This is a genomic window from Halomonas sp. (assembly GCF_029263665.1).
Taxonomy (GTDB): Bacteria; Pseudomonadota; Gammaproteobacteria; order Pseudomonadales; family Halomonadaceae; genus Halomonas.
Map to the genome: position 1 here is coordinate 1 of NZ_JAJUFQ010000031.1, position 24,688 is coordinate 24,688.

The window sequence follows — 24,688 nt, forward strand, 5'->3', positions numbered from 1 at the left end:
GGCCAGGGAAGCCACTTCGTGGGAAATGCCTTCCATCAGGCAGCCATCGCCGAGGAAGCAGTAGGTGTAGTGATCGACGATGTCATGGCCGGGGCGGTTGAACTGAGCGCCGAGGGTACGCTCGGCCATGGCCATGCCGACGGCATTGGCCAGGCCCTGGCCGAGAGGGCCGGTGGTGGTCTCGATGCCACCGGCGTAGCCGTATTCGGGGTGACCGGCGGTCTTGGCATGCAGCTGGCGGAAGTTCTGCAACTCTTCGAGGCTCATGTCCTCGTAGCCGGTGAGGTGGAGCAGGGAGTAGAGCAGCATGGAGCCGTGGCCGTTGGACAGCACGAAGCGGTCACGATCGGCCCACTTGGGATCGTTCGGATTGTGGACGAGGTAATCGTTCCACAGCACTTCGGCGATGTCAGCCATACCCATGGGGGCGCCGGGGTGGCCGGAGTTGGCCTTCTGGACGGCATCCATGGATAGGGCGCGAATGGCGTTGGCCAGTTCGAAACGGGACGGCATGGGGGCAACTCCTCGCCTGTGGCGACAATATGCTATGACACGGCCTGGCCTGGGGCGCGACCGGACGTATTTCTGAACATTCTGGCTAGTGCGTGCCAATGTGGCACAGTCAAATACGGTGGCTTATTGTCGCCGAGAAGTGGCTGGCCTTCAAATATCCTTGTGTAGTGCTTGTGTAGTCAGCCAGTGTGAGGGTCATCCAGGCTGTGAACATATACAGCAAACGTGTAGAATCCGCGGGCAGCCAGTGTGTCTGGTTATGATGACACATAGGCCCCTCATCTTATCCCTGGCATCGAGCCCAGGCGCTGTCACCCAATCATGTAGAGGGTCTAGGACGCCATGAGCGAATACTCCCTGTTCACCTCCGAGTCTGTGTCCGAAGGACACCCGGACAAGATCGCCGACCAGATTTCTGATGCCGTGCTCGACGCGTTGATCGCCCGCGACAAGAACGCCCGTGTCGCTTGTGAAACCCTGGTCAAGACCGGTGTGGCCATCGTGGCAGGCGAAATCACCACCTCTGCCTGGATTGACCTGGAAGAGCTGGTACGCAAGGTGATCACCGAAATCGGTTATACCTCTTCCGACGTTGGTTTTGACGGTGAAACCTGTGGCGTACTCAACCTGATCGGCAAGCAAAGTGTCGAGATTGCCCAGGGCGTCGATCGCGAAGACCCTGATGATCAAGGGGCTGGCGACCAGGGCCTGATGTTCGGCTATGCCACCAACGAGACGGACTCCCTGATGCCGGCGCCGATCCACTACAGCCATCGACTGGTGGAGCGTCAGGCTGAGATGCGCAAGAGCGGCCTGCTGCCGTGGTTGCGTCCGGATGCCAAGAGCCAGCTGACATTCCGCTATGACGAGCACGGCAAGCCTTGTGCTGTCGACGCAGTGGTGCTTTCCACGCAGCATGATCCTGACATCGATCAGGAAAAGCTGCGCGAGGTGGTCAAGCGCGAGATCATCGAACAGGTGATTCCCGAGCAGTGGCTGAGTGACAGCACGCAGTACCACATCAACCCTACAGGCAAGTTCGTCATTGGCGGACCCGTTGGTGACTGTGGCCTGACAGGCCGCAAGATCATCGTCGACACCTATGGCGGTATGGCGCGTCATGGTGGCGGTGCTTTCTCTGGCAAGGACCCCTCCAAGGTCGACCGCAGTGCGGCTTATGCCGGGCGCTATGTGGCCAAGAACATCGTCGCTGCCGGTCTGGCCGAACGCTGTGAAATTCAGGTGTCCTACGCTATTGGCGTGGCTGAGCCGACTTCCGTATCGGTCAATACATTCGGGACCGGGAAAATCGGTGACGAGCGTATCGTCGAACTGGTGCGTGAGCATTTTGACCTGCGCCCCAGTGGCATTACCCAGATGCTTGACCTGCTGCACCCGATGTACCAGCTGACCGCTACTTACGGTCATTTTGGCCGCGAACCCTTCGAGACCAGCTATACCTGGACCGACACGGACGGGAAGACGCACACCGAGACGTTCACTGCCTTCCCCTGGGAGAAGACAGATCGTGCGGATGTATTGCGTGCCGCGGCTGGCTTATAAGGAAAAGCATCGCCCAAGAAGTACGCAGCCTGGAAACAACACAGCCCCACTGGCAGCTAGCCAGTGGGGCTGTGTTGTTTCAGGAAATACTTCAGGGCTGGACCACTACATCTCCTGCCCTTGGGAGGGGGCGTCTTTGGCCTGATGGATAGGTTCGCCACCAATCCAAGTCTCAAGCACCTGAGTATCGGCAACCGTGGCAGGGGCATCGCGAATGATGTCCCTGTCGATAATGATGAAGTCTGCCCATTGGTTTGGCAGCAGGCTACCAAGGCGCTCCTCCTGATGGGCGGCAAAGGCGGCATCTGCGGTGAAACTGCGCAGGGCCTCCGCCATGGTCAGCTTCTGGCCGGGAAGCCAGCCTCCGGGTGGTTGGCCGTCGCGATCCTGGCGGGTGACCGCGGCATGCAGGCCATAGAACGGGTTGGCAGGCTCGACCGGGAAGTCCGAACCACCTGCGATGAGGCTATTGCTATCCAGGAAATAGCGCCAGGCATAAGCGCCAGCCAGACGTGCTTCACCCAGGCGATCGCCGGCCATGTTCTTGTCACTGGTGGCGTGAGTCGGCTGCATAGAGGGAATGACGCCAAGTTCGGCGAAGCGCGGAATGTCCTCCACGCTCACCACTTGGGCGTGCTCGATGCGGTGACGCAGGTCGCGGCTCTGAGGGACCTGCTCCTGTTCGGCCTGATAGATGTTCAGGGCGATGTGGTTGGCTCGATCCCCGATGGCATGCATGTTGGCCTGGAAGCCATGCTGCACGGCCTTGTCGACCAGCCTGGCCAGCGTGTCCTCGTCTTCGATCAATAGCCCACGGGAGTCGTGGCGGTCGCTGTAGGGTTCGGTGAGAGCCGCACCACGGCTGCCCAGGGCGCCGTCGGCGAAGATCTTGATACTGCGAATGTCGAGCCAGTCCTGCGGGTCATCGATGATGCCCTGTTCCAGCCATTCCTCCAGCTTGTCGTCATTGGCCGAGATCATCGGATAAAGACGAATCCCCAGGGATTCCTGCGCCTTGCGCTGACGGTAGAAATCCAGCTCCTGCGAACTGGAGCCAGCGATATGGACACCTGTGATGCCGAGTTGCTGAACATGCTTTACGGCAGTGTCGTAGGCTTCGTTCATTTCCGCCTCCGTGCGGGCCGGAATCTTGTCAGTGATCAGCGCCTCGGCATTATCGATGAACACACCGGTAGGCTGGCCGCTTTCATCACGCAGGATTTCTCCACCTTCTGGCGCCTGGCTGTCGGCGTCGATACCGGCAAGCTCCATTGCACGGCTGTTGACCCAGATGGCGTGACCGTCGACACGCTGAAGCACCACGGGACGATCCGCTATGTGAGCGTCCAGATCCGCAGCGGTGGGAAACTGCTTGCTCTCCCATAGCACCTGGTTCCAGCCACCCCCACGCACCCATTCGAAGTCAGGATGTTCAGCAGCAAACTCGGCAACGGCAGCGGCACTTTCCTCGGCCGAACCGATACCCCGGAGATCTGCTTCAAGCAGGCTGTATCCCAGTCCCATCAAATGGGTATGAGCATCGATGAGGCCCGGTATCAGCGTCTTGCCCTGGACATCGATACGCTGCTCGGCTTCAGGATATTTCTCCGCGAGGCTCTCGCCACCACGAGCGACGACCTTGCCGTCTTCCAGATAGAGCGTGGAAAACGCCACCAACTGACGGTTCTCGTCGAAACCGTAGCCATTGGCATTGACCAGGAGAGAGGAGGCTGCTTGAACCCCAAGGCTGGCTGATGCCAATGAGATGCCCAGAAGAACCTTGTTCCATCGCATTGCATGGCTCCATTGTTGTCATGACCGGCTTGTACTGACCGGCTTGTCATTAATGAGTTGTTATGACTGGGCCGTAAAGCGAATGTGGTCGCTGAATGGCTCAGTAATGAGCTACGGAAGCTCCAGAACAGCATTGTCGCTATCTGAGATTTAGCCATGTCTAAATCAGCAAACAATGTATTTCCTGTCGCATTCATGAAACCTGTTGCTATGCCAAACAAGCTGTTGCTGTGACGCTTTTTGTTCGTGTCAGGCGTGCTATCTCCATTCCCGCCCAATTTTTCCTAGCCTCAGGATGGATAAGGAACGTCGGCATGGAGGATGCGATGGGAGCACAAGGACGTGTAGCGGTGCCGTTGAGCAGGGTGGTGAACTTAATGGTTGTGTGGCTGGCCATCGTGTCAGCCCCGCCGTCATGGGCGGCGTGCCCGGGATGGGGTGCGGAGCAGGCACGGCAGGAAATACGTGAGCTTGGCGCACGTCTGGAAGCCTGGAATCAGGCCTATCGTCATGATGGCAGCTCGCCCGTGGGTGATGATATCTATGATCAGGCCCTGCGGCAGTGGCAAGCATGGCGTCGCTGCTTCCCGGATGTCGTGGTGCCCCAGGATATGACGTTGCCGACACCGGAAGGTATCACCATTGCTCACCCGATCGCCCACACCGGAGCAAGAAAAGCCGTAGGGCGGACTGAAGTGAGTACCTGGATGGCGCATCACTCGGATGTCTGGATTCAGCCCAAGGTCGATGGAGTGGCGGTGACCCTGGTGTATACACAGGGGCGCCTGACACGAATGATCAGCCGTGGTGATGGTCTGCGTGGACAGGACTGGACGCGCCATGCCTACCGTATTGCCGCCATTCCCCAGCGTCTGCCTGCTGTTTGGCGAGATTATGCCGTCGACGGTGAACTGATCTTCCAGGGAGAGCTGTATCAGCGTCTTGATGGGCATCGCCAGCATGATGAAGGGGGCGCTGGCGCCCGTAACCGGGTGGCCGGATGGCTGGCTCGGGATAGTCTGGAAATGTCCACCGCAAAAGAGATCGGCTTTTTCCCCTGGGCCTGGCCGCTGGGGCCGGAAGACATGCCGGCACGGCTTGCCGGGCTCAAGCGCCTGGGGCTGGGTGATCTGAACGCCTATACGCAGCCGGTATTGGACATCAACGATGTCAGTGCCTGGCGAGAGCACTGGTATCGTCAGCCATTGCCCTTCGCTACGGATGGCATCGTATTGCATCAAGGACAGCGGCCCGATGGCAGTCACTGGGATAGCCAACCACCTGACTGGATATTGGCCTGGAAGTATCTACCCCGTGAGGCCTTGGCCGAGGTGCGTGACATTCGTTTCACCATTGGACGTACAGGGCGCATTACGCCATTGGCTCGCCTGATGCCGGTCAATCTGGATGGGCGCACCCTGCGCCAGGTCAGCCTGGGAAGCGTGGCTCACTGGCGGGAACTGGATGTGTTGCCTGGTGATCATGTGGTGGTGCAAATGGCCGGGCTGACCATTCCCCAGGTCAGTCGTGTGGCATGGCGAACAGGTACCAGGGTGACGGTTACGCCGCCGGATGAAGGGCGATACAACCTGATGAGCTGCTGGCACCCGATTGAAGGCTGCCGACAGCAATTCCTTGCCCGCCTGGCATGGCTGGGAGGGGCCAAGGGGCTGAACCTTTCAGGCGCAGGACCCGGAGTTTGGGAAGCGCTAGTGAATGCCGGCCTGGTGGATGGCCTATTGGACTGGCAGTCACTCAATGTCGAGCAATTGACGCAGTTATCAGGATTCGGGGTATCCAGGGCTAGTGTGCTGGTTGATCAATTTCGACGCGCCGAGCAGCGAGGTTTTCATGCTTGGCTGGTGGCTCTGGGAGCACCCCCGGGATGGGATGCAGGAGCGGTGATGAGCTGGAGTGAGCTGAGTGGGCGAAGTGAACAGACATGGCGCCGGTTACCAGGTATCGGGTCTGTTCGAGCTGCGGATCTCGTCGCTTTTTTCTCCCATCCTGAAGTGCAACGTCTGGCTGCCACTCTATCGGCGCAGGGGGTCGATGGCTTTGCCATGAGCACTGGAAATACACGAGGGAGTGGATGAATGCAGGGGCGGCCATTGGTGAAGGGAAACTAGGCTTAAGGGGCTCGGGGTTAGTGGTTGGCGAGCTAATGGAATCGCCGCCTATAGTGAGGTAAGCAAAACTTCCCGTCACAGCAGCAGGAGGCAGCGATGACCCAGATGCAGCAGGTAACCCCCATGGATCACTCCTTCAACGATTATCGTGTCGCCGATATCGGTCTCGCTGAGTGGGGGCGGCGTGAAATCCGTATCGCCGAAAGCGAGATGCCGGCGTTGATGGCGATTCGCGCTAAATATCATGCCGCCCAGCCGCTCAAGGGGGCGCGCATCGCCGGCTGCATCCACATGACCATCCAGACGGCAGTGCTGATCGAAACGCTGATAGATCTGGGCGCCAGTGTGCGCTGGTCATCCTGCAATATCTTTTCCACTCAGGACCATGCTGCTGCAGCCATTGCCGCTGCAAATATCCCCGTATTCGCCTGGAAAGGGGAAAGCGAGGACGAGTTCTGGTGGTGCATCGAGCAGACCGTAGAAGGTGCCGATGGCTGGACGCCGAACATGGTGCTCGATGATGGAGGTGATCTCACTCAGCTGTTGCATGAGCGGCATCCCCAAAAGCTGGATGTAATTCACGGCATCAGTGAAGAAACGACAACAGGGGTCCATCGCCTGCTGGAGATGTGGGCTGATGGCACGCTTCGGGTGCCTGCCATCAACGTCAACGACTCCGTGACCAAGTCCAAGAACGACAACAAGTACGGTTGCCGCCATAGCCTGAATGATGCCATCAAGCGGGGACTTGACCACCTGCTGGCAGGCAAGCAGGCCCTGGTCATGGGGTATGGTGACGTCGGCAAGGGCTCCGCGGCGTCATTGCGTCAGGAAGGCATGATCGTGCGGATCGCAGAAGTTGACCCCATCTGTGCCATGCAGGCATGCATGGATGGCTATGAGGTCGTGTCTCCTCATCGCGGAGGGATCAACCAGGGAGAGGCCAGTGTCGACCGTGAATTGCTTGGCAGGACCGATCTGGTCGTGACCTGTACCGGCAATATCTCCGCCTGTGATGCCGCCATGCTGGGAGCGCTGAAAAATGGTGCCGTAGTGTGCAACATTGGGCATTTCGATAGTGAAATCGATATCGCCTATATGCGCGAGAAGTGGCAATGGGAGGAGGTCAAACCCCAAGTCCACAAGATCTATCGTGACGCCGCACCAGGCCAACCCATTGATGCGGATAGTCGCAATGTGCTCTACCTGCTGGCGGAAGGGCGGCTGGTCAACCTGGGCAATGCTACCGGGCATCCATCCCGGGTCATGGATGGCTCTTTTGCCAACCAGGTATTGGCGCAGATGCATCTGTATGAGAGACGTTTTGCCGACCTTCCTGCATCCGAGAAGCAGGACGCCATCGATGTCACGGTATTGCCACGTCATCTGGACGAGGAAGTCGCGCGTTACATGGTGGAAGGATTCGGTGGCGTGATTACCCAGTTGACAGAAGAACAGGCCAGATACACCCATGTGCCTGTGGAGGGCCCTTTCAAGCCTGAGCATTATCGATACTGAGCGACGAGTAAACTAAGCCATAAGCTGTAGAGCTATAAGCTATAAGCTATAAGCTATAAGCTATAAGCGAAGGAATCTTTACACGGTTCTGTGAAGCGTTTTGACTCACTGGCTTACGGCTTACGGCTTACGGCTTACGGCTTACGGCTTACGGCTTACGGCTTACGGCTTACGGCTTACGCTTTGGAAACAGGATCGTCATTAAGCCGCCATGGGGTCGTCATGGCGGCTTGTCAGTCTAAATGAGCGCAATCAGGAGAACGCTCATGGCTACCACGCTGACGGTTCGTACCCTTTTCATTTCCGATCTGCATCTCGGCACTCGGGATTGCCAGGCGGAGCTGCTTTCTCGCTTGTTGCGCAGGGTGCGGCCCGAGCGCCTGTACCTGGTCGGTGATGTCATTGACCTGATTGCCATGCATCGCCGTGCGGCATTGCCTGCTCAGCAGCAGCGCCTGGTCGCACGTATTCTTCGCCTTGCTCGCAGTGGCTGCGAAATCATCTATATTCCTGGCAATCACGATGCTGCCTTGCGCCGTCTGTGCGGGCTGAAGGTTCATCGGGTCAGCATCGAACGCAGGGCCATTCATGAAACGGCTGATGGGCGCCGCTTGCTGGTCAGTCATGGCGATGAATTCGATACCCATGTGCGTCTGGCGCCCTGGGTGATGGCGCTGGGCGATGGCATGCACCAGTTCGTGCTATCCCTGAATCGCTGGGTCAACCGAGTACGTTCTGCCCTGGGGATGCCCTATTGGTCCTTGTCCGCAGCGGTCAAGGGGCGAATTGGTGCCGCTCAGCGTTATGTTGCCCAGTTCGAACAGGCAGCACTCCATCAGGCGGGTCGTGAAGGTCTCGATGGTTATGTCGGTGGGCATATCCACCAGGCCGGCTTCCGTGCCCGAGATGGTGTGCTCTATTGCAACGATGGCGATTGGGTCGAGCATTGCACGGCTCTGATCGAGCGCCCTGACGGTCGGCTGGCCCTGATCGATTGGCAAGGTGAAGTGATCGAACATGAGCCGGCGATGGAAGCTCAGCCAGCGGGAGGCCGGGCTCAGGATGACACCGATCTGGTCCGGGCCTGAGCCTGTTGTTCTCCCGTGCCAGGCACGCACGATGCCAGTGAGAGGCCTGCTTCCATCAGTTCTTCAGCGAAAACAGGGTCATTGACACTGCGGGCAATGGCCAGGCTGCCGATCATGGCGACGGCTTGCATGAGTGCGCGCTGTCTGGAGGCTGGCGAGCGATTCTCTTCACATAGAAAGCGGCAGATGAATCCTTCCAACAGGTCGGTATAGGTATCGCGTACCTGACCATCGCGATGGGCCACATCGCTGACGAGACAGGCAAGAGGACACGAAATCTCGCTTGTGTGCGGTGCCAGGCTCAGGTAAGCGGCAATACGTCGTTCGGTATCTGGAAGGGCTGCTAGGTGCTGGGCGCCCAACTGGGCTGCGTGGCGCATGGCACAGGCATACAGGTCCGACTTGCTGCTGAAGTGGGCGTAGAAGGCTCCTCGTGTCAGGCCGGCAGCAGCCATGATGTCATCGATTCGAACACCATCGAAGCCTCTCTGAGTGAAACAACGTGCGGCGGCATCGAGGATTCGCTCGCGACTCTCCTGCTTGTGTTCAATGTGCCATGGCATGGCGTATCTCCTATGGGAGTACTCGTGAGAGCGGGTATCAGTTTGGTTCAGGTTCCAAAAATGAGAGCTTGTCTTGCACCAGAATATGTTCTTGAACATATTCTGGTGCTTGTCATGCTGCAGGGGAAGTTTCTCACCCTACACAGGAGTTGATCATGGCGGCTGTACATCTTCTTGGGCCTGCGTTCAGCAACTTTGTACGCAGTGCGATGCTGGTGTGTGAAGAAAAAGGCATCGACTATAGTGTCGGTCTCGAGCACTCAGGCCGTCAGTACCAGATGCATTCTCCAGAACATCTCTCGGTCAACCCTTTCGGTAAGGTGCCGGTATTGTTCCATGGAGAACGGAAGCTGTATGAAACGGTTGCCATTTGTCGTTATCTCGACGCTGGCTTTGATGGTCCGAGCCTGCAGCCAGCAGACCCTTGGCAGCGTGCCTTGGTGGATCAGTGGTGTTCGGCGCTAGCGGTACAGGTCGACCAGGCTCTGGTTCGCCGCTATCTGCTGGAATTTGTCATGCCCCAGATCATGGGGGGTGAAGTGAATATGGACAAGGTTCGTGAAGCCGAGCCCGGAGTGGTCAATATGCTCGCCATTCTGGAAGACCAACTGCATGGTGATGGGTATCTGGTAGGGGACAGCTTTACCCTGGCCGATGTCATCGCGGCACCCATACTGGATTATCTCGTCGGCATGCCCCCTGCCCAGCCTCTGGTCAATGAGGCACCCAAGGTGCAGGCTTACGTCGCACGCATCAAAGATCGAGTCTCCGCACAACGCGTACTGGTAGAGCCAGTGTTTTCCGTCTGACCTGGTTGTCGATGGCGAGCCTTCAGGGCTCGCCAACATGCGGCATTATCCTGAAAGTCTCAATATACGAGACGAACTTTCGATTCTATCTCGCTAATCTGTGGTCTGGTTCCGCGACATAGGCGTTCAGTCATGACGCCCAGACCTACAACGACAGGCCAAAGTCCAGCTACAGGCCAAAGCCCATCTACGCTCATGCACGCCATGCAGGTGCTGCAGGTCACGGCTGCGTGTGGCTACCGTGGTGCAAGCATCGAAGATTATCTGGATGCCCTGGAGCTCAGCCGACCGACGATCTATCGCCTGCTGAAAGGCTTGAAGGATCAAGGGTTCCTCAGGGCTGCTCCGATACGGGGGCGTTACCTGCTCGGTTATGAATTACTGGTACTCGGATCCCAGGCGGGCAATGGCGCTGGCTTGCGGGATCTTACGCGTCCGCGTCTGCTGTCTCTGGCCCAGCGTCTCGGGGACAGTTTCTACCTGTTTGCTGCTGATGGCTTGAATGCTGTCTGCTTGGAAGTCCAGAACGGTGAGTATCCGGTAGGTAGCTTCGTCCGCGCGACCGGGGGGCGAGTGCCTCTTGGCGTCGGCCAGGCCTCCATCGCGCTGCTTGCCTATCTCGGGGATGAGGAGCGCGCGTCCATCCTCAAGCGTAACGCCGAGCGTCTTCAACACGAGTACCACATTTCACTGGAAGACATTGCGATAGAGATCGATCACCTGCGCTCGGTTGGCTATGCGCGCGGCGTCGAAGGCTCTCATCTGCCGGAGTACACCGGTCTGGCTATCCCCATTCTCGATCATGGCGGCCATCCCTTGGGTGCCATGAGCTGCTCGATGCTCAAGTCGCGCATGACCGAGACCCACAAGCAGAGCGTCCTTCAAGGCATGCACGAGGAGGTACGTGAATTGGTGCAACAGGCCCACGGCCTTCTGTATATCGAGTAACGGATACATGGCTTATCTTTCTGTCCCCGTACATGAACGCCCCTGTGGCTGGAATGCACAACTTGCCGAGCGCCCCATCCCTCCTAGCGTGCGTGGTTCATTGACTGCCGAGCTTGTGATCGTCGGTGCTGGTTATACCGGATTGGCAGCTGCCAGTGCCTGGGCGGAGGCGCGTCCGAATGACCGCGTTGTGATTCTGGATGCTGATCGCTTGGGAGAGGGAAGCCCGGGGCGCAATTCCGGTTTCATGCTGGAGGTTGCACTGGCCAACGATGCTTCTCCCGACGAGCTCGAGCGTATGTCTCGACTCAATGCGCTGAGCCGGAAGACCATGGCCCGGCTGCGCCACAAGGTGGAGCAACATGGTATCGATTGTCACCTGCAGCATGTTGGTACCTACCGGGCTGCGGCTACCGCGCAGGGCATGCAATCGCTGAAGAGCTATCAGGCGTTTCTCGAGTCGGCGGGGCTGAGTTATGAACGCTTGTCACGAGAGGCGCTCAAGGAGCGGATTGGCACCCGTTATTACGCCCATGGGCTCTATTCTCCCGACTGTTACCTGGTCCAGCCGGCGGCGCTGATCAGAGGTCTGGCCGATGCCTTGCCGGATTCCGTGAGCATACACGAGAACAGCCCTGCCATGAGTGTGAGCAAGGCTGGGAGTGTTTGGTGTGTCCGTACGGCTGAAGCCGAGATTCAGGCGCAACACGTCATTCTGGCCAACAACGCTTTTTCTCGCGCGCTTGGGGCCGATGCTTCCCGGCTGACGGCCATCTATACCTACGCCGCGGTCACTCCGGTACTGCCCGAGTCCACTCGTGCTCGCCTGATGCCTCAGGACTGGGGGCTGCTTCCTGCACATCGGCTCGGCTGCACACTGCGTACCACCCATGATGGGCGGCTGATGATTCGCTCCCGATATAGCTATGAGCAGGAGGACAGCAATCGTCGAATCAGCGCTGGCCTGATCAAGAGTCTTGCTCGGCGCTACCCCGAGCTGGCCGGTACAGGATTCGATTACGTCTGGGGAGGAACCACAGGCCTGACCTACAACGGCGCTCCGTTGTGGGGGGAAATACACCCTGGGTTGTATGTCTCGGCAGGCTGTAATGGCGGGGGCATCGTCAAGGGGACGTTCCTCGGTGATGCCTTGGCGCGTCATGCGCTGGGCCAGACCGTCGAACCTATCCACCAGTTGTTTGGCAAAGCCAGCTGGATGCCTCCGGAGCCGGTTCGCCATCTCGGTTTTCAATTGATATCCGCCTTGGAGCGGAAACGCGCAGAGCGCGAAACCTGACGTTTGAACGACACCTTGCTGCATAACAATAAACGAGGATCATATGGACGCCACGACGCATCTCGGCATGCTTTCGATAGTCCCTGCCACTTTGGCCATTATCCTGGCCTTCATCACCCGCAATACGGTGTTCTCTCTCGCCGTAGCCTGCTTCGTCGGTGTCATGGCGATGGGCGAGGGGTTGATGGGCTTTCCTACACTGCTCAAGGAAACGCTCGGTACCACCAGCTTTTCCTGGATTCTGCTGCTGGAGCTGTTCATTGGCACCGTCATTGCTTTCTTCCAACGTACAGGAGCCATTCAGAACTTCTCATCCTGGGTAGAACGTCGCGCCCTGACACGCATCAAGGTGCAGCTCATCGGCTGGGTAATGGGCATGTTCGTGTTCTTCAGCGATTACTTCAGCCCGTTGTTCGTTGGCAGCACCATGCGCGGGCTCACCGATCGCTATCGGGTGTCTCGGGAGAAGCTGGCCTATATCGCTGACTCCACGTCAGCGCCGGTCAGTGTGCTGGTGCCGATCACCGGGTGGGCCGTGTTCATTGCTGGCCTGCTCATCGGCATGGGGCCGATCGAGAATGCCGAGCAGGCGATGTCGGTGTTCCTGCATGCCATTCCCTTCAACATTTATGCTTGGCTTTCGGTTGCCATGGTCGGGCTGGTGATCGTGGGTATCGTTCCGTTGTTTGGCCCGATGAAGAAAGCCGAGAGGCGTGCCCAGGAAGAAAACAAGGTGTTGCGCGATGGCGCCGAGCCCCTGTTGGGTGAGGAACTGACGGATATTGAACCCTATCCTGCAGCACGGACATCGCTGCTGCTGAATTTCTTCATGCCGGTATTGATTGTCATTGGGGTGGCAATCGGCACCTTTGCCACCACAGGTTCGGCCAAGACCATGGAAGCCTTCCTGGCGGCGGCTGTCTTTCTCGGCATTGTGATGCGGCTGCAGGGCATTCCTTTCAACGACATCATGAAAACAGCGACGTCGGGAATGAAAGGTGTCATGCCAGCGATCATCATCCTGGCCCTGGCCTATTCGCTCAATCAGCTTTCCAAGAACATGGGCACGGCAGACTATATCGTCGAGCTGACCCAAGGTTGGTTGACCCCCGCGCTGCTGCCGGCCATGACCTTCCTGATTGCGGCGGTCATCGCCTTTTCCACAGGCACGTCATGGGGGACCTTCGCTATCATGATGCCGTTGTCGGTGCCTGTGGCCTTCAACTTCACCGGCGATGCCATCTCGCCATTGATCTATGCCACGGTGGCGGCTGTCGCTGGGGGCGGTGTATTTGGCGACCACTGTTCTCCTCTGTCGGATACCTCCGTTCTTGCGTCGACCGGGGCGGCTTCTGATCATATCGATCACATCAAGACGCAGATCCCCTTTGCCCTCGCTGTCGCGATCATCGCCCTGGTGGCCTACCTGGCAGTAGGGTTCTGGTGGATTGAGGTGGCCTAATGCATGGATAGCGCCTGGCCCCAGGCTGCCCGGGGCATGTACCAGGCTCGGTTCCCTAACGGATCAGTGGCAGCATGGCGCCCAGATAAAGGGGGATGATCAATGGGGCTGCCAAGGTGGTGATCAGCACTGCCAAGGCGCCTTTTTCCGGTGCGATACCAAGCTCCATGGCCACGACGACGACGTTGGCGGCCATGGGGACTACGCCAACCAGCAACAGTGCCATGGCCAGCTCTGGTGCCAGGTCAAAGGTCATATTCAGCGCCAGCACCACGCCCAGCATCAGTAGTGGCCATAGTACATAGCGTACCGCCACACAGGCCCCAATGAAGCGCCCGTCCAGGGAACGAAGCGAGACCCGGCCCAGGGTCATGCCGATGATCATCATGCCAAGCAAGGTGTAGGTGGCAGGGAACACGCTGAGTGCCTCTGTCACTGGTGTAGGGACTTCGATGCCAATGGCTTCGACGGCGAGGGCAGCCAGGAAGGCATAAATCAGCGGCAGACGCAGGATCTTGAGCAAGCTGTCGCGGACGGAAAAGCGGCCACGGGCACTGAGATAGAAACCCACCGTGAATTCATACAGGGTGACACCAAGCACGCAGAACAGATACAGGGTGACGCCATCCGGTGGCAGCAGCACCAGTGCCACCGGCAGGCCGAAGTAGCCGGTATTGCCCGTGCCGGAGGAAAAGGCCAGTACGGCGCCTTCTTCTGCCGGTAGCGCGCGCTTGGCCAGGATGTTGATGCACAGGGCCACCAGGCTCGCCGTGATGAACAGTGCTGCCGTCAGCCCCAGGTAGGCGGGTGTCGGGCCACCCAGAACCAAGGCACGAAAGAACGTGACAGGGGCAATCAGATAGATCAGCAAGGTGGCGACAGGGCGAGGATCCACCTTCAGGCCACGGGCTGCCAGTATACCGAGGGCGGCGAAGGCGAGCAGCGTCCAAAGAGGGCCCATGAGGGCAGATGGGTCAAGTGCCATTGGTGATGTCCTTATCAGAAGCAGCATCTCAAAGCGGGCATTCATGATGCCGTTGTGCTGGCCGCTTGTCAGGTCGCATCAACTGGAGAGGACAGTTTTAGAACTGTTGGTTATGTTGGTTCTGGTTTTTATATGAATGGAATTGATAGTGAGCCGCTAAACTTTTCATTGGTCGCTTTGCTGCGCTGCCGTCACAATACTCAGCACATGATCCAACTTACCTACCGTCTATTGTGACGAGGACATTGAGATGAGCGCACAACAGCATCCGCTGGGTATCAGCTTCGAATTCTTTCCGCCTAACACCGACGCTGGGCGTGACAAGCTGATGCAGGCCCGTGACATGCTGGCGGAACGCAATCCGCGCTTCTTCTCCGTGACTTATGGCGCCGGCGGTTCTACCCAGCATCGCACGATCGATACCGTTCAGGCCGTACGCCAATGCGGTATTTCTACCGCACCTCACCTGTCATGCGTAGGCAGTGCGAAGTCCCAGATCCGCGACCTGATCAACCATTACAAGGACGAGGGCATCAATAGCCTGGTGGCCTTGCGTGGTGATCTGCCGTCCGGAATGGGCAGCATCGGTGAGCTGCGCTATGCCAATGAGCTGGTCGAATTCATACGCGAAGAAACCGGTGACCATTTCGAGATCGCTGTAGCAGCCTACCCCGAGGCCCACCCGCAGGCATCGAATTTTGAAGCCGACCTGCAGAATTTCGCACGTAAAGTGAAGGCTGGCGCCAATCTGGCCATCACCCAGTATTTCTTCAACGCTGACGCCTATTTCCATTTTGTCGAGCGGGCCCGCCAGTTGGGCGTCGAAGCCCCCATCGTGCCAGGCATCATGCCGATCACCAACTACAGCAAACTGGCTCGCTTCTCCGATGCCTGTGGTGCCGAGATTCCGCGCTGGGTTCGCAAGCAACTGGAAGCCTATGGTGATGACAGCAATGCCATTGCCGCCTTTGGTGAAGACGTCATTACTCGCCTGTGTGAACGCCTGTTGGATGGCGGGGCTCCGGGCCTGCACTTCTATACCCTGAACCAGGCCGAGCCGACGTTGAAGGTCATCAAGAACCTGACGGGGCGTTAAACAAGACAACAACAACGCTGGACACGGAAACGGCCCTGCCATCTGGCAGGGCCGTTTCTTTATGATGGCGCCATGGTGATGGCTGTTTCAGGTGATGATCTGCTTGGCGCCACCGCGATGGGCCTTCTGCATCATGTACAGGGCTGCGGCAATGGCCAGGCCTGCTACATCGGTATAGATACCGCCATAGATCAGGAACAGGGCTCCGACCAAGGCGACCAGGCGTTGCCAGGATTTCAGCGGGCCGAAGAACCATGACTGCACGGTGGACGACAGCAGGACGATCCCCAGCGTAGCGGTCAGGCCAACGCGCAGAATTTCCAGCCAACTACCTTCCAGCAACATGGCCGGGCTATAGAAGAACATGAACGGCACGATGAAGGCTGCCAGACCGATCTTGAACGATGCCACTGACGTTCCCATGGCGTTATCGCCGGAAATACCTGCCGCTGCATAGGAAGCTAGCGCCACAGGCGGCGTGATGGCTGATACCACAGCGAAGTAGAAGACAAAGAAATGAGCAACCAGCGGCTCGATGCCAATGTTGATCAGGCCCGGGGCGACCACCGAAGCTGCTACGGCGTACGCGGCGGTGGTGGGCATGCCCATTCCCAGCAGAATGCTGATGCACATGGCAAAGAACAGGGCCAGAAGCTGACTGAATCCCGCCAGGCCAAGCAGCAGCGAAGAGAAGCGTGCACCGACCCCGGTCAGGGCAATGACACCGACGATCAAGCCAGCGCAGGCACATACGGCGATGATCTGGATGGCCATGGTGCCAGCCAGTTGCAAGGCCGTGATGATCGCCCGCAATCCCATCTTGTGCGGTGACAGCCAACTGACCACCGCAGCAGCAGCAGTGGCGATGGTACCTGCGCGAATCACCGAGTAACCCATGAACAGGGCGACGACGAGAATGATGATGGGCGCAAACAGATAGGCCTGACGAGCAAGCCGGGCAAATTGCGGAATCTCGTCCTTGCGCATGCCGCTCATGCCCTTGCGGGCGGCCTCGAAGTCCACCATGAAGTAGATCGATGCAAAATACAGAATAGCGGGGATCACGGCAGCAATGGCGATCTCGGTATAGGGAATCCCAGTAACCTCGGCCATGATGAAGGCCCCGGCGCCCATGATGGGCGGCATGATCTGCCCACCAGTGGAGGCGGCTGCCTCGATGGCCCCGGCGCTGCGTCCTGGATAACCGACTTTCTTCATCAATGGAATGGTCAAGGAGCCAGTGGACACTACGTTACCGGCGCTGGTGCCATTGATCATGCCCATCAGGCCCGAGGCAAAGATGGCTACCTTTGCAGGACCACCACGAGCGCGACCGGCAGCAGCGAAGGCAAAATTGACGAAATAGTCACCGACCTTGGAAGCCTGGAGGAAGGCGGCAAAGATGATGAACAGGATGATATAGGTCGAGGAAACGGCAGTGGTCGGGCCGAGTACACCGGCATCGGTGTAGACCTGGCTGAAGAAGCGTCCCACAGAAAGCCCTGGATAACCGAGAAAGCCCGGCAGGTAGGGGCCAGCAAAGACGTAGGCCAGGAAAATGGTGGCAATCACCACCAGCGCCATGCCAGCCACGCGACGAGTCATTTCGAGTATCAGCAGCGAACCGGCGATGGCGGCCCAGGAGATACCCATGGGCGCGAAAGCTGTGCCAGTAGAAGCGCGTAATGGGCTGTTGAACATCACCAGCAGATAGCCGGCGGAGGCCAGGGCACAGACCATCAGTACGACATCCGCCAGCAACAGGCTGTTGCGCTGCTGGCGGTGCAGCCACGACAGCACAATTGCGACCACGGTTGCAGCGATGAGCGGTGCGCCAAAATGCCAGTTCTCGATGGCCGGTTCGATGCGCATGGCACCCCCTGCCATGGCCTGACGCATCAGTATCACCTGGATCAGTGCATAACCCGCCGGAATCAACATGACCAGGGCCAGTACATTCGACCAGCTGGGAGCCCCGCCTTTCTCGCCATCGGAGACAAAGCGAGAGCCGGTGTAGAGGCCGAAGCCCAGGATCAAGGCGCCGCAAACGTGAATGATGCGAAACGACCAGGTCTCCATGGGATAGATATTGAGAGACACCAGGTGGAAGGTGGCATAAGCCACGGCCAGAGCGCCGAACAGCCACCATTTCCAACCATCGTAAAGACGGCGGTTGGGTTCAACGGGCTCTTCGTCGACACCCTCGGCCACGATGGGCTCGAGCAGCTCTTCGGCGCCATGCTCGTTGCGGGAAGGATCAGGAATGTGGGACATGGAGCAATACCTTGAAAGGTAAAGCAAACCCTGAAAGGGGAGTGATCAGGGTTTGCCGAACATCATCGATGGAAGCCATCCCACGGTTGCCCACAGGATGGCCGTCCCTTACTGCTTGACGAGCTTCGGGTCGATTTCGTAGCCGTTTTCTTCATACCAGCGGGCGGCACCAGGGTGGAACGGCAGTACAGTGTTGTACTGAATGTTCTCGGGAACGCTGGTTGCAGCACTGCGGTGGATGCTCTGCATCTTGTCGTTATTTTCCATGGTTACCTTGGTGACTTCGTAGACGAAGTCCTCGGGCAGGTCGCAGGCGCCAATGGCGAAGTTCCACATGGAAACTGCACGAGCATCATGATCCAGCGTGGTATAGGTGCTGGCCGGGATGGAGAAAGCCGAGACAGGGAACTTGTCGAGGACCTGCTGCTGCTCTTCCTCGGTGAATTCGATGATGTTGACGTCGGTCTGAACTTCCAACTGGCTGACGGCCGGAATCGGGATACCTGCGGCAAAGGCGACGACGTCGAGCAGGCCATCCTGCAATTGTCCGCCAAGATCGGACCAACCACCGTTGCGGCGCTCGAAGTTCACGCCCAGTGCTTCAAGAATAGCCGGGAAATAGGTATCGGAGGTGGAGGCCGCGGGGCCGAAACCGATACGGGCACCATCGGGAATTTCCGAGATGGAGGTGATGCCGCTGGATGACAGGGCCGCGATGGAGAACGGTGTCTCGTACATCGGGAACAGCGCACATACGTTGTCCATCTTGACGCCCGGTGCCAGCGGACTCTTGCCCTCGACAGCATCTGCGGCAGGGCCCATGGTCGTGAGTCCAAAGGCGACATCGCCACTCTGGACCAGAGCCAGGTTCTGGGTTGGGCCGCCGGTGACTTCGCCACCGCCGGAAATTCCCAGTTGATCAGCAACCAGGTTGGCCCAGCCGGAACCATAGACGAAGTAAGTGCCGCCCTGGCTTGCCGTGCCTACCGTGAAGTTCTGGGGCCAGTCCTCGCGTTCTGCCTGAGCCGTGCCAACCAGCAGGAGTGAAGAGGCGATAGCACCGGTCAGTATCCGGGTAGTGGTGTTCATGGCATGTCTCCAATGCGATGTCATTTGTAACGGTGTTGTTGTGATGGTGTTGCTGTTGTGTCGTCTTCCAGCCTAGGCCGGTTGTCGGGAAAGACTATCGCAAGGGGTGTGCCTGAAATGTTTTTGTTTATATAAATCAATTTTTTATGTTTTTCATTTCAGACGAAAGTCGAAAATGAACATGTCGCGAGATGGCGGAAACCCACACGTCACCCAAGATGAAGTGTGCGGGTTTCCGCACATGACGTGACAAGGTCTGTGGTTTCTGTCTGTGGTGATGCTCCTCAGGCTCCATACCTCTGATATCTATATCGTCGTATCAGTATCGATCGGTGATATTTGTGCAGCGATGCAGCCATCGAGGGTATGTTGAAGAGCATCTTGATCAATGCCACCGCGAATCCCGATGAACACCAGGCGTGAAACAGGAGCTTCTCCTTTCCAGAGGTCTCCTGGCTGAATGTCATGGCGGCTACCGACCACATGCACAATAGCGCTACGTTCAGGCAACTCGACCAGTTGGCAGAATCCTTTGGCTCGATAGATGGTCGATGGCAGCTCCGCAAGGGCTTGGCGCAAGGCACTCAAGGATAGAGGCCGCTGGCTTTGCCAGTACCAGGTGTCGAACATCTGTTGATGATCATGCGAATGGCAGTGAGCGCTGCACCGATGGTCATGTTCGGCGGCGCAGTGATGCTCGTCGAAGTGATCGGGATTGAAGTGCCCGGTACCCAGGATCAAGGAGAGTGGCACATCGCAATAATGGGTGCTGTAAAGGCGCAGACCAGGGTAGGACCAGCGTTGCTTGAACGCCGAGATTTGCGCATCGGTGGCGATATCGGCCTTGTTCAATAGCACGATGTCGGCAATATCCAGCTGGTCCATGGCCAGTTGAGCTGGCTCGCCCTCAAGGTCCGCAAACTGGCTGGCATCGACCACAGTAATCGTACTGTCAATGGCAAGCTTTCCTGTGAACTGTGGGTAGCGCAGGGTATTGACGATCTTGGCCGGATTGGAGACCCCGCTGGCTTCGATGATCAAGTATTCAGGGCGGATGTCCGGTGCATGGATCAGTTGGGTCAATTGCTCGATCAGGTCACTCTCAACTGTGCAACAGATACAGCCGTTGGTCAGACTGATCATGGTTTCTGTCTGGCTGACGATCAGCTCGCTGTCGATATTGACGGCACCAAAGTCATTGACCATGACGGCGATACGCATGTCAGCGCTGGTATTGAGAATACGATTGAGCAGGGTGGTCTTTCCTGAGCCGAGAAAGCCGGAAACGATGGTGACGGGAATGGGGCTCATGCATGACCTCATGAATAGGTAGAAGGCTGTGATGACAGCCTTCTATGGGACTACCTGAAATGGCCTGTACAGCAGTTGTGTCTTTCTGAAACAAGGTTCAAATACGGAGGTGATCAGAGGGCAGGATCGTTCCCTGATCAGAAACAGGGCAAATCGCGCTGCCAGACCGCTTGATGCTCTGTGCCATCAAGCTCTCCATGAGCGTCCCAGACCCATTGGCCTTCCATTAGGGTCATCTCGACCTTGGTGTTGTGAATGTTGCCCTTGGGCTCGATCTCGAACAGGTTACGATCCAGCACGATCAGGTCGGCGTACTTGTCGACTTCGATGGAACCAGCACGATCATCGATGTCCATGGCCTTGGCGCCATTGATGGTCATCACTCGCATGGCTTGCTCAAGCGCGATGGGTTCGCCATAGAAACGGCCTTCCTCTTCACCCCAGGGATTTTCCCGAGTGACCATGGCTTCAAAGCCAATCCACGGATCGAAGCTGGATACTGGCCAGTCGGTTCCCATGACGGCAGTGCCGCCAGCCTCCAGGACACCCTTGAAGTTGTAGGCCCGCTGCATGCGATCCTCGCCAAACACAGCGCGTGCATAGCTGAACGATGACGGATACCAGCCTACAGGGGAAAACTCGGCAATGACGTTGAGTTCGGCAAAGCGTGACAGATTCTTGTCGAGTAGCGTGGTGCAATGGGCGCATTGATGCTGTACACCGTTCGGGCCATTACGACGACGGGCCTCGGCCACCGCGTCGAGGAAAATGTCGGAAGCACCGTCACCGGTGCAGTGAGCGATGACACGAATGCCCTTGCGGTCCATGTCGACGACCATGTCGGTAATGTGCTCTGGCGTCAGGTTCAGATGGCCGCGCCAACGGGTGTCACCTGGCCATGCTGTAGACAGGTAGGAAGAGCGTGATTCGTGGGTACCGTCGAAGTGGAACTTGACCGCATTGGCGTTCAGCCGTGAACTGCGATAGAAGTGGCGCTCACCAGCAAGTAGCTCCCAGCGCCGTTTGACCGGGAAGATATCATCCTGCCAACTGATGGCGGCCTCGACACGTACCGTCAGCTTGCCGCGCTGGTCGATGGCTTTGAGCGCATTGAGGCGATGCTCGCAGACATGGACAAACTTTGTGCCGACCACGCCACGTCCGCTTTGGAAATGCACCGCTTCTCCGTAAGCACGTTGCAGCGCGTGTGCCGGTGTCGGTGGCATGGCGGCATGAATCAGGGCATAGGCGCCATCGACCAGAATACCGGTAGGTTCACCGGTAATGCTGTCACGTTCGATATAGCCATGGCGCGGATCTGGTGTATCCGCGGTGATACCGGCAAGTTCCAGAGCCTTGGAATTGACCAGCATGCACCCCCAGGAGCGGTCGAGGATAGCGGCAGGTCGGTCGGGAAGGAAACTGTCTAGCCAGGCTCGACTGGGCACAATGCCAGCCTGCTTGAAGGTGTAGCGTACAAAATAGGCGCCATATACCCAACCTTCGGCATCTGCTGGAGCATTGGCGGCATAGTCCAGCATGGCCTGTTTGACTTGTTCTGGCGTCGGGTCTTCTATGCCGACATCGAGGTAGCCGGCGTACTCGGGCGCCAATGCCAGGTCTGGATGGGTGTGCATGTCATAGATTCCTGGCATGACAAAACGGCCATCCAGGTCAATGACCTGGGTACGATCATTGATGTAAGGCGCAATGTCTGTTGTGCTGCCAACGGCAATGAAACGACCGGCTTTGATCGCTACGGCCTCGGCCCATGGTTGGGCATCGTTCACGGTATAGATGCGGCCATTGGTCAGCACCAGGTCTGCGCCAGGAGAGGGGGCCTGTGATGCGGCCAATGCGTCTGAATGGTTCATTGTTCGATTCTCGACGGTGAATGGGACGCTAAGATGTTGTTAGTGAGTTGCTCAGGCCACGGGTGTGCCCGACACGGCGTCAGTTCAGGACTAGATGACCCAGAAGTGCCAGGATGGGCAATGAAATAAGTACCCGAAGCACATAGATCATCAGCAGATCGCGTAACTTCAGACCAATGTCAGCACGCACCAGAATGATGGCGGCTTCGGTAAAGAAGATGATCTGGTTGACGGCCACGCCAGCCAGCACGAACCGCGTAACTTCACTTTCGATGCTGGCACCCAGCAGAGTCGGCATGATGCTGTCGACGATACCAGCGAGCAGTGCAGGTGCGGCCTGCTCTGCTTCTGGTAATTGCAACAGTTGGAATAGTGGCACCAGCGGTTGCGCCAGATAGTCGAATATCGGGGTGTAGGCAATGAGCGCCAAGCCTGTACAGCCCACCACCATCATGGCGGGGTAGACGGAAATGGCGATGTCGAGACTGACATGAATGCTGCGCTTGACCAGTTCGACGGGAGTGGCGGCGCTATCGGCGCGTTCCACGGCACGCCGCAGTCCGAGGGCCAGAAGGCTTTCACCTTCGAGACGGTCGGATTTCAACTGCTTGCCGACAGAGGGAAAGTATTCATCTTTCTTGCCGCGCAGGGGAGGTAGTTTCGGCACAATGATGGCACACAGGACTCCGGTGATTGCAACGCAGGCATACCACTGCAGGAACACATGCTGCATACCAATGAGACTGAGCAGCAGGTAAGAGTAGGCAATCGAGACAATCGAGAAGTTGGTGGCGATGACGCAGGCTTCACGGCTGCTGTAGTAGCCTTCACGATACTGCTGGGTCGTCAGAATGATGCCGACTGATGAGGCCGACAGCCAGGAAGCCAGACTGTCGATGGCAGCGCGCCCAGGTAATCCGAAGAGTTTCTCGAAGACCCGGCTGACGAGGCTGCCTGTAAATTCCATCAGGCCATAGTCCGTCAGCAAAGGCAGCAGCAGAGCAGACAGGAAGTAGATGGCCAGTACCACAGGGCCCACATCGTAGAGCATGACGCCACCGGTGTTTCTGCTCCAGATCCACTCCGGCCCGATCTCCAGGTAGACCATCAACATCAGGATGGCCCCGATAACCCGTACTGTTGTCCAGCCCAGGCCAGGGTTGAACAGTTGAATGAAACGATTGGAGTGGTACTTCAATGGGCTGAAGGTCACCAGTACGGTGATCAGGCTGGGAACAACGGCGATGAACACTGTGACCGGCACCATCAGCGGTTTGATGACGGTATTGATATAGTCGATGACGAAGGCAATCATCACGGTCAAACGACCATCAACGCTGATGGGGGTGAGGAAAAGCAGAATACCGAACAGAGTGGGGATGATGAACTTGGCCAGTTGTTTTGCAGAATATGGGCTCAGTAGTCTTGCATGGTTAGGATCACTCAATTTGGAACGTGGTTGCTCAATCATGGTGTTACCTTCTTTGTTGTAATATAAAAGCCTTTAACATCAGCTTGTTATGAGGCTATTTGCGATAGCTGGCATCCATGCGGTCCAGTTTTCTACGCAAGGCATTCCATACCAGTTCGACGCTTTCGCTGTGGTACTTCTCGTTATCGAACTGTTGAGCGGTGAACTCACAATCAGCGTCCGAGGGAAGGATCAATTTCCGTCCGGTTTTCATGGCCTCAATTTGAATCTCGCAAGCCTTATTGAGGTAGTACATATAAAAAAAGGCCTCAGCTACGCTCCGGCCTACGGTCAACAGCCCATGATTGCGCAGAATCATGCACTTCTTGTCGCCGAGCGCTGCTGCAATGCGTTCGCGCGCACTTAAATCAAGAGGGATGCCTTCATAGTCGTAGTAGGAAACACGCTTATAGAACGCCATGTTGGTCTGGTTGAGTGGCAACAGGCCTTCCTCGAGCGCGGCAACGGCCATGCCTGCTAGCGTATGTGTATGCATGACACAGACGGCGTCGTGACGCGCTGAGTGAATCGTACTGTGGATAGTGAAGCCGGCTGGATTGACGTCGATGTTCTGGTTATCGACCTTGTTGCCATTAATGTCGATTTTTACCAGGTTTGAAGCCGTGATTTCCTCTGGCATCAGGCCATAGGCATTGATCAAAAAAGTGGGTGTCTCGCTGGGGGTGCGCACGGAAATATGGGTAAAAACCTGATCACTCCATCCATAGTGATCCAGTAAGCGATATGCAGCGGCAAGATCGGTTCGCAGGGATGATTCAGTGCCCGGGTGGTTCATGTATTCGTGTCCTGAGATTCGATAGTTTTTGTGGAAGCGCAACGTTGTAGACACCCTGCCTTGCGGCAGCTCAAGCTTTCCTTTGCTTAGTCCAGGCTTTGTGGGAGC

The 24,688-nt window shown here is 57.5% G+C and carries 18 protein-coding genes and 1 pseudogene; 9 read left to right on the forward strand and 10 right to left on the reverse strand.

Translation table 11 applies throughout. The annotated features are described in order from the left end of the window. Positions 1 to 513, reverse strand: a pseudogene (locus tag Q1K07_RS19810) (transketolase); the annotation flags it as partial. Positions 514 to 855: 342 nt separating this feature from the next. Between Q1K07_RS19810 and metK the strand changes: the two are divergent. Then, a complete protein-coding gene (gene metK, locus Q1K07_RS19815) occupies positions 856 to 2,076 on the forward strand; it encodes a methionine adenosyltransferase (RefSeq protein ID WP_300315208.1) in 1,221 nt (406 codons plus the stop codon). Positions 2,077 to 2,181: 105 nt separating this feature from the next. Here the strand turns inward: metK and Q1K07_RS19820 are convergent, their stop codons facing one another. Then, positions 2,182 to 3,870, reverse strand: coding sequence for an amidohydrolase (locus tag Q1K07_RS19820; RefSeq protein WP_300315210.1), 1,689 nt, complete (start codon positions 3,868 to 3,870; stop codon positions 2,182 to 2,184). Positions 3,871 to 4,184: 314 nt separating this feature from the next. On the opposite strand from Q1K07_RS19820, the gene ligB reads away from it, so the two are divergent. From ligB to Q1K07_RS19835, 3 genes are all read left to right on the forward strand, one after another. Beyond that, a complete protein-coding gene (ligB, locus tag Q1K07_RS19825; RefSeq protein WP_300315212.1) occupies positions 4,185 to 5,966 on the forward strand; it encodes an NAD-dependent DNA ligase LigB in 1,782 nt (593 codons plus the stop codon). A gap of 129 nt (positions 5,967 to 6,095) precedes the next feature. Further along, the gene (ahcY, locus tag Q1K07_RS19830; RefSeq protein WP_300315214.1) at positions 6,096 to 7,517 is read left to right on the forward strand and encodes an adenosylhomocysteinase; all 1,422 of its coding nucleotides are present in this window, start codon (positions 6,096 to 6,098) and stop codon (positions 7,515 to 7,517) included. 266 nt (positions 7,518 to 7,783) lie between these two features. Further along, the gene (locus tag Q1K07_RS19835) at positions 7,784 to 8,605 is read left to right on the forward strand and encodes a UDP-2,3-diacylglucosamine diphosphatase (RefSeq protein ID WP_300315216.1); all 822 of its coding nucleotides are present in this window, start codon (positions 7,784 to 7,786) and stop codon (positions 8,603 to 8,605) included. Here the strand turns inward: Q1K07_RS19835 and Q1K07_RS19840 are convergent. Continuing rightward, entirely contained in the window at positions 8,575 to 9,168 is a 594-nt protein-coding gene (locus Q1K07_RS19840; RefSeq protein WP_300315219.1) for a TetR family transcriptional regulator, read from the reverse strand. The genes Q1K07_RS19835 and Q1K07_RS19840 overlap by 31 nt on opposite strands. 155 nt (positions 9,169 to 9,323) lie before the next feature. Here Q1K07_RS19840 and Q1K07_RS19845 point away from each other — a divergent pair, with 155 nt between their 5' ends. From Q1K07_RS19845 to Q1K07_RS19860, 4 genes are all read left to right on the forward strand, one after another. Then, positions 9,324 to 9,977 carry a glutathione S-transferase family protein gene (locus Q1K07_RS19845; RefSeq protein WP_300315222.1) on the forward strand — a complete coding sequence of 218 codons (654 nt, stop codon included), beginning with the start codon at positions 9,324 to 9,326 and terminating at the stop codon, positions 9,975 to 9,977. A gap of 132 nt (positions 9,978 to 10,109) precedes the next feature. After that, on the forward strand, positions 10,110 to 10,925 hold the full coding sequence (locus Q1K07_RS19850; RefSeq protein WP_300315225.1) for an IclR family transcriptional regulator: 816 nt from the start codon (positions 10,110 to 10,112) through the stop codon (positions 10,923 to 10,925). Positions 10,926 to 10,932: 7 nt separating this feature from the next. Next, positions 10,933 to 12,222: an FAD-binding oxidoreductase gene (locus tag Q1K07_RS19855; RefSeq protein WP_300315228.1), complete on the forward strand. Its 1,290-nt coding sequence runs from the start codon at positions 10,933 to 10,935 to the stop codon at positions 12,220 to 12,222. 43 nt (positions 12,223 to 12,265) lie between these two features. Next, on the forward strand, positions 12,266 to 13,684 hold the full coding sequence (locus Q1K07_RS19860; protein WP_300315231.1) for a Na+/H+ antiporter NhaC family protein: 1,419 nt from the start codon (positions 12,266 to 12,268) through the stop codon (positions 13,682 to 13,684). 55 nt (positions 13,685 to 13,739) lie between these two features. Here the strand turns inward: Q1K07_RS19860 and Q1K07_RS19865 are convergent, their stop codons facing one another. Beyond that, on the reverse strand, positions 13,740 to 14,669 hold the full coding sequence (locus Q1K07_RS19865; protein WP_300315233.1) for an AEC family transporter: 930 nt from the start codon (positions 14,667 to 14,669) through the stop codon (positions 13,740 to 13,742). Between the two features lie 250 nt (positions 14,670 to 14,919). Here Q1K07_RS19865 and metF point away from each other — a divergent pair, with 250 nt between their 5' ends. Continuing rightward, positions 14,920 to 15,765: a methylenetetrahydrofolate reductase [NAD(P)H] gene (gene metF / locus Q1K07_RS19870; RefSeq protein ID WP_300315236.1), complete on the forward strand. Its 846-nt coding sequence runs from the start codon at positions 14,920 to 14,922 to the stop codon at positions 15,763 to 15,765. Between the two features lie 87 nt (positions 15,766 to 15,852). Here the strand turns inward: metF and Q1K07_RS19875 are convergent, their stop codons facing one another. From Q1K07_RS19875 to Q1K07_RS19900, 6 genes are all read right to left on the reverse strand, one after another. Further along, the gene (locus Q1K07_RS19875; RefSeq protein ID WP_300315238.1) at positions 15,853 to 18,039 is read right to left on the reverse strand and encodes a TRAP transporter fused permease subunit; all 2,187 of its coding nucleotides are present in this window, start codon (positions 18,037 to 18,039) and stop codon (positions 15,853 to 15,855) included. A gap of 108 nt (positions 18,040 to 18,147) precedes the next feature. After that, the gene (locus Q1K07_RS19880) at positions 18,148 to 19,128 is read right to left on the reverse strand and encodes a TAXI family TRAP transporter solute-binding subunit (protein ID WP_300315241.1); all 981 of its coding nucleotides are present in this window, start codon (positions 19,126 to 19,128) and stop codon (positions 18,148 to 18,150) included. 306 nt (positions 19,129 to 19,434) lie between these two features. Further along, positions 19,435 to 20,439 carry a GTP-binding protein gene (locus tag Q1K07_RS19885; protein ID WP_300315244.1) on the reverse strand — a complete coding sequence of 335 codons (1,005 nt, stop codon included), beginning with the start codon at positions 20,437 to 20,439 and terminating at the stop codon, positions 19,435 to 19,437. Between the two features lie 137 nt (positions 20,440 to 20,576). Beyond that, positions 20,577 to 22,313 (reverse strand): amidohydrolase, encoded by a 1,737-nt coding sequence (locus Q1K07_RS19890; RefSeq protein WP_300315247.1) that lies wholly within the window; start codon positions 22,311 to 22,313, stop codon positions 20,577 to 20,579. A 79-nt stretch (positions 22,314 to 22,392) separates the two neighbouring features. After that, positions 22,393 to 23,784 carry a YjiH family protein gene (locus Q1K07_RS19895; protein WP_300315249.1) on the reverse strand — a complete coding sequence of 464 codons (1,392 nt, stop codon included), beginning with the start codon at positions 23,782 to 23,784 and terminating at the stop codon, positions 22,393 to 22,395. 55 nt (positions 23,785 to 23,839) lie between these two features. Further along, the gene (locus tag Q1K07_RS19900) at positions 23,840 to 24,580 is read right to left on the reverse strand and encodes a class II aldolase/adducin family protein (RefSeq protein ID WP_300315251.1); all 741 of its coding nucleotides are present in this window, start codon (positions 24,578 to 24,580) and stop codon (positions 23,840 to 23,842) included. Positions 24,581 to 24,688 lie beyond the last annotated feature (108 nt).

Excerpts from the sequence above, each read along its gene's own strand:
- Q1K07_RS19865 (WP_300315233.1), bottom strand. The coding sequence starts at position 14,669 with ATGGCACTTGACCCATCTGCCCTCATGGGCCCTCTTTGGACGCTGCTC.
- Q1K07_RS19855 (WP_300315228.1), top strand. The coding sequence starts at position 10,933 with ATGGCTTATCTTTCTGTCCCCGTACATGAACGCCCCTGTGGCTGGAAT.
- metK (WP_300315208.1), top strand. The coding sequence starts at position 856 with ATGAGCGAATACTCCCTGTTCACCTCCGAGTCTGTGTCCGAAGGACAC.
- Q1K07_RS19835 (WP_300315216.1), top strand. The coding sequence starts at position 7,784 with ATGGCTACCACGCTGACGGTTCGTACCCTTTTCATTTCCGATCTGCAT.
- Q1K07_RS19860 (WP_300315231.1), top strand. The coding sequence starts at position 12,266 with ATGGACGCCACGACGCATCTCGGCATGCTTTCGATAGTCCCTGCCACT.
- Q1K07_RS19890 (WP_300315247.1), bottom strand. The coding sequence starts at position 22,313 with ATGAACCATTCAGACGCATTGGCCGCATCACAGGCCCCCTCTCCTGGC.
- Q1K07_RS19840 (WP_300315219.1), bottom strand. The coding sequence starts at position 9,168 with ATGCCATGGCACATTGAACACAAGCAGGAGAGTCGCGAGCGAATCCTC.
- Q1K07_RS19880 (WP_300315241.1), bottom strand. The coding sequence starts at position 19,128 with ATGAACACCACTACCCGGATACTGACCGGTGCTATCGCCTCTTCACTC.
- ahcY (WP_300315214.1), top strand. The coding sequence starts at position 6,096 with ATGACCCAGATGCAGCAGGTAACCCCCATGGATCACTCCTTCAACGAT.
- Q1K07_RS19895 (WP_300315249.1), bottom strand. The coding sequence starts at position 23,784 with ATGATTGAGCAACCACGTTCCAAATTGAGTGATCCTAACCATGCAAGA.
- metF (WP_300315236.1), top strand. The coding sequence starts at position 14,920 with ATGAGCGCACAACAGCATCCGCTGGGTATCAGCTTCGAATTCTTTCCG.
- Q1K07_RS19875 (WP_300315238.1), bottom strand. The coding sequence starts at position 18,039 with ATGTCCCACATTCCTGATCCTTCCCGCAACGAGCATGGCGCCGAAGAG.
- Q1K07_RS19845 (WP_300315222.1), top strand. The coding sequence starts at position 9,324 with ATGGCGGCTGTACATCTTCTTGGGCCTGCGTTCAGCAACTTTGTACGC.
- Q1K07_RS19900 (WP_300315251.1), bottom strand. The coding sequence starts at position 24,580 with ATGAACCACCCGGGCACTGAATCATCCCTGCGAACCGATCTTGCCGCT.
- ligB (WP_300315212.1), top strand. The coding sequence starts at position 4,185 with ATGGAGGATGCGATGGGAGCACAAGGACGTGTAGCGGTGCCGTTGAGC.
- Q1K07_RS19850 (WP_300315225.1), top strand. The coding sequence starts at position 10,110 with ATGACGCCCAGACCTACAACGACAGGCCAAAGTCCAGCTACAGGCCAA.
- Q1K07_RS19885 (WP_300315244.1), bottom strand. The coding sequence starts at position 20,439 with ATGAGCCCCATTCCCGTCACCATCGTTTCCGGCTTTCTCGGCTCAGGA.
- Q1K07_RS19820 (WP_300315210.1), bottom strand. The coding sequence starts at position 3,870 with ATGCGATGGAACAAGGTTCTTCTGGGCATCTCATTGGCATCAGCCAGC.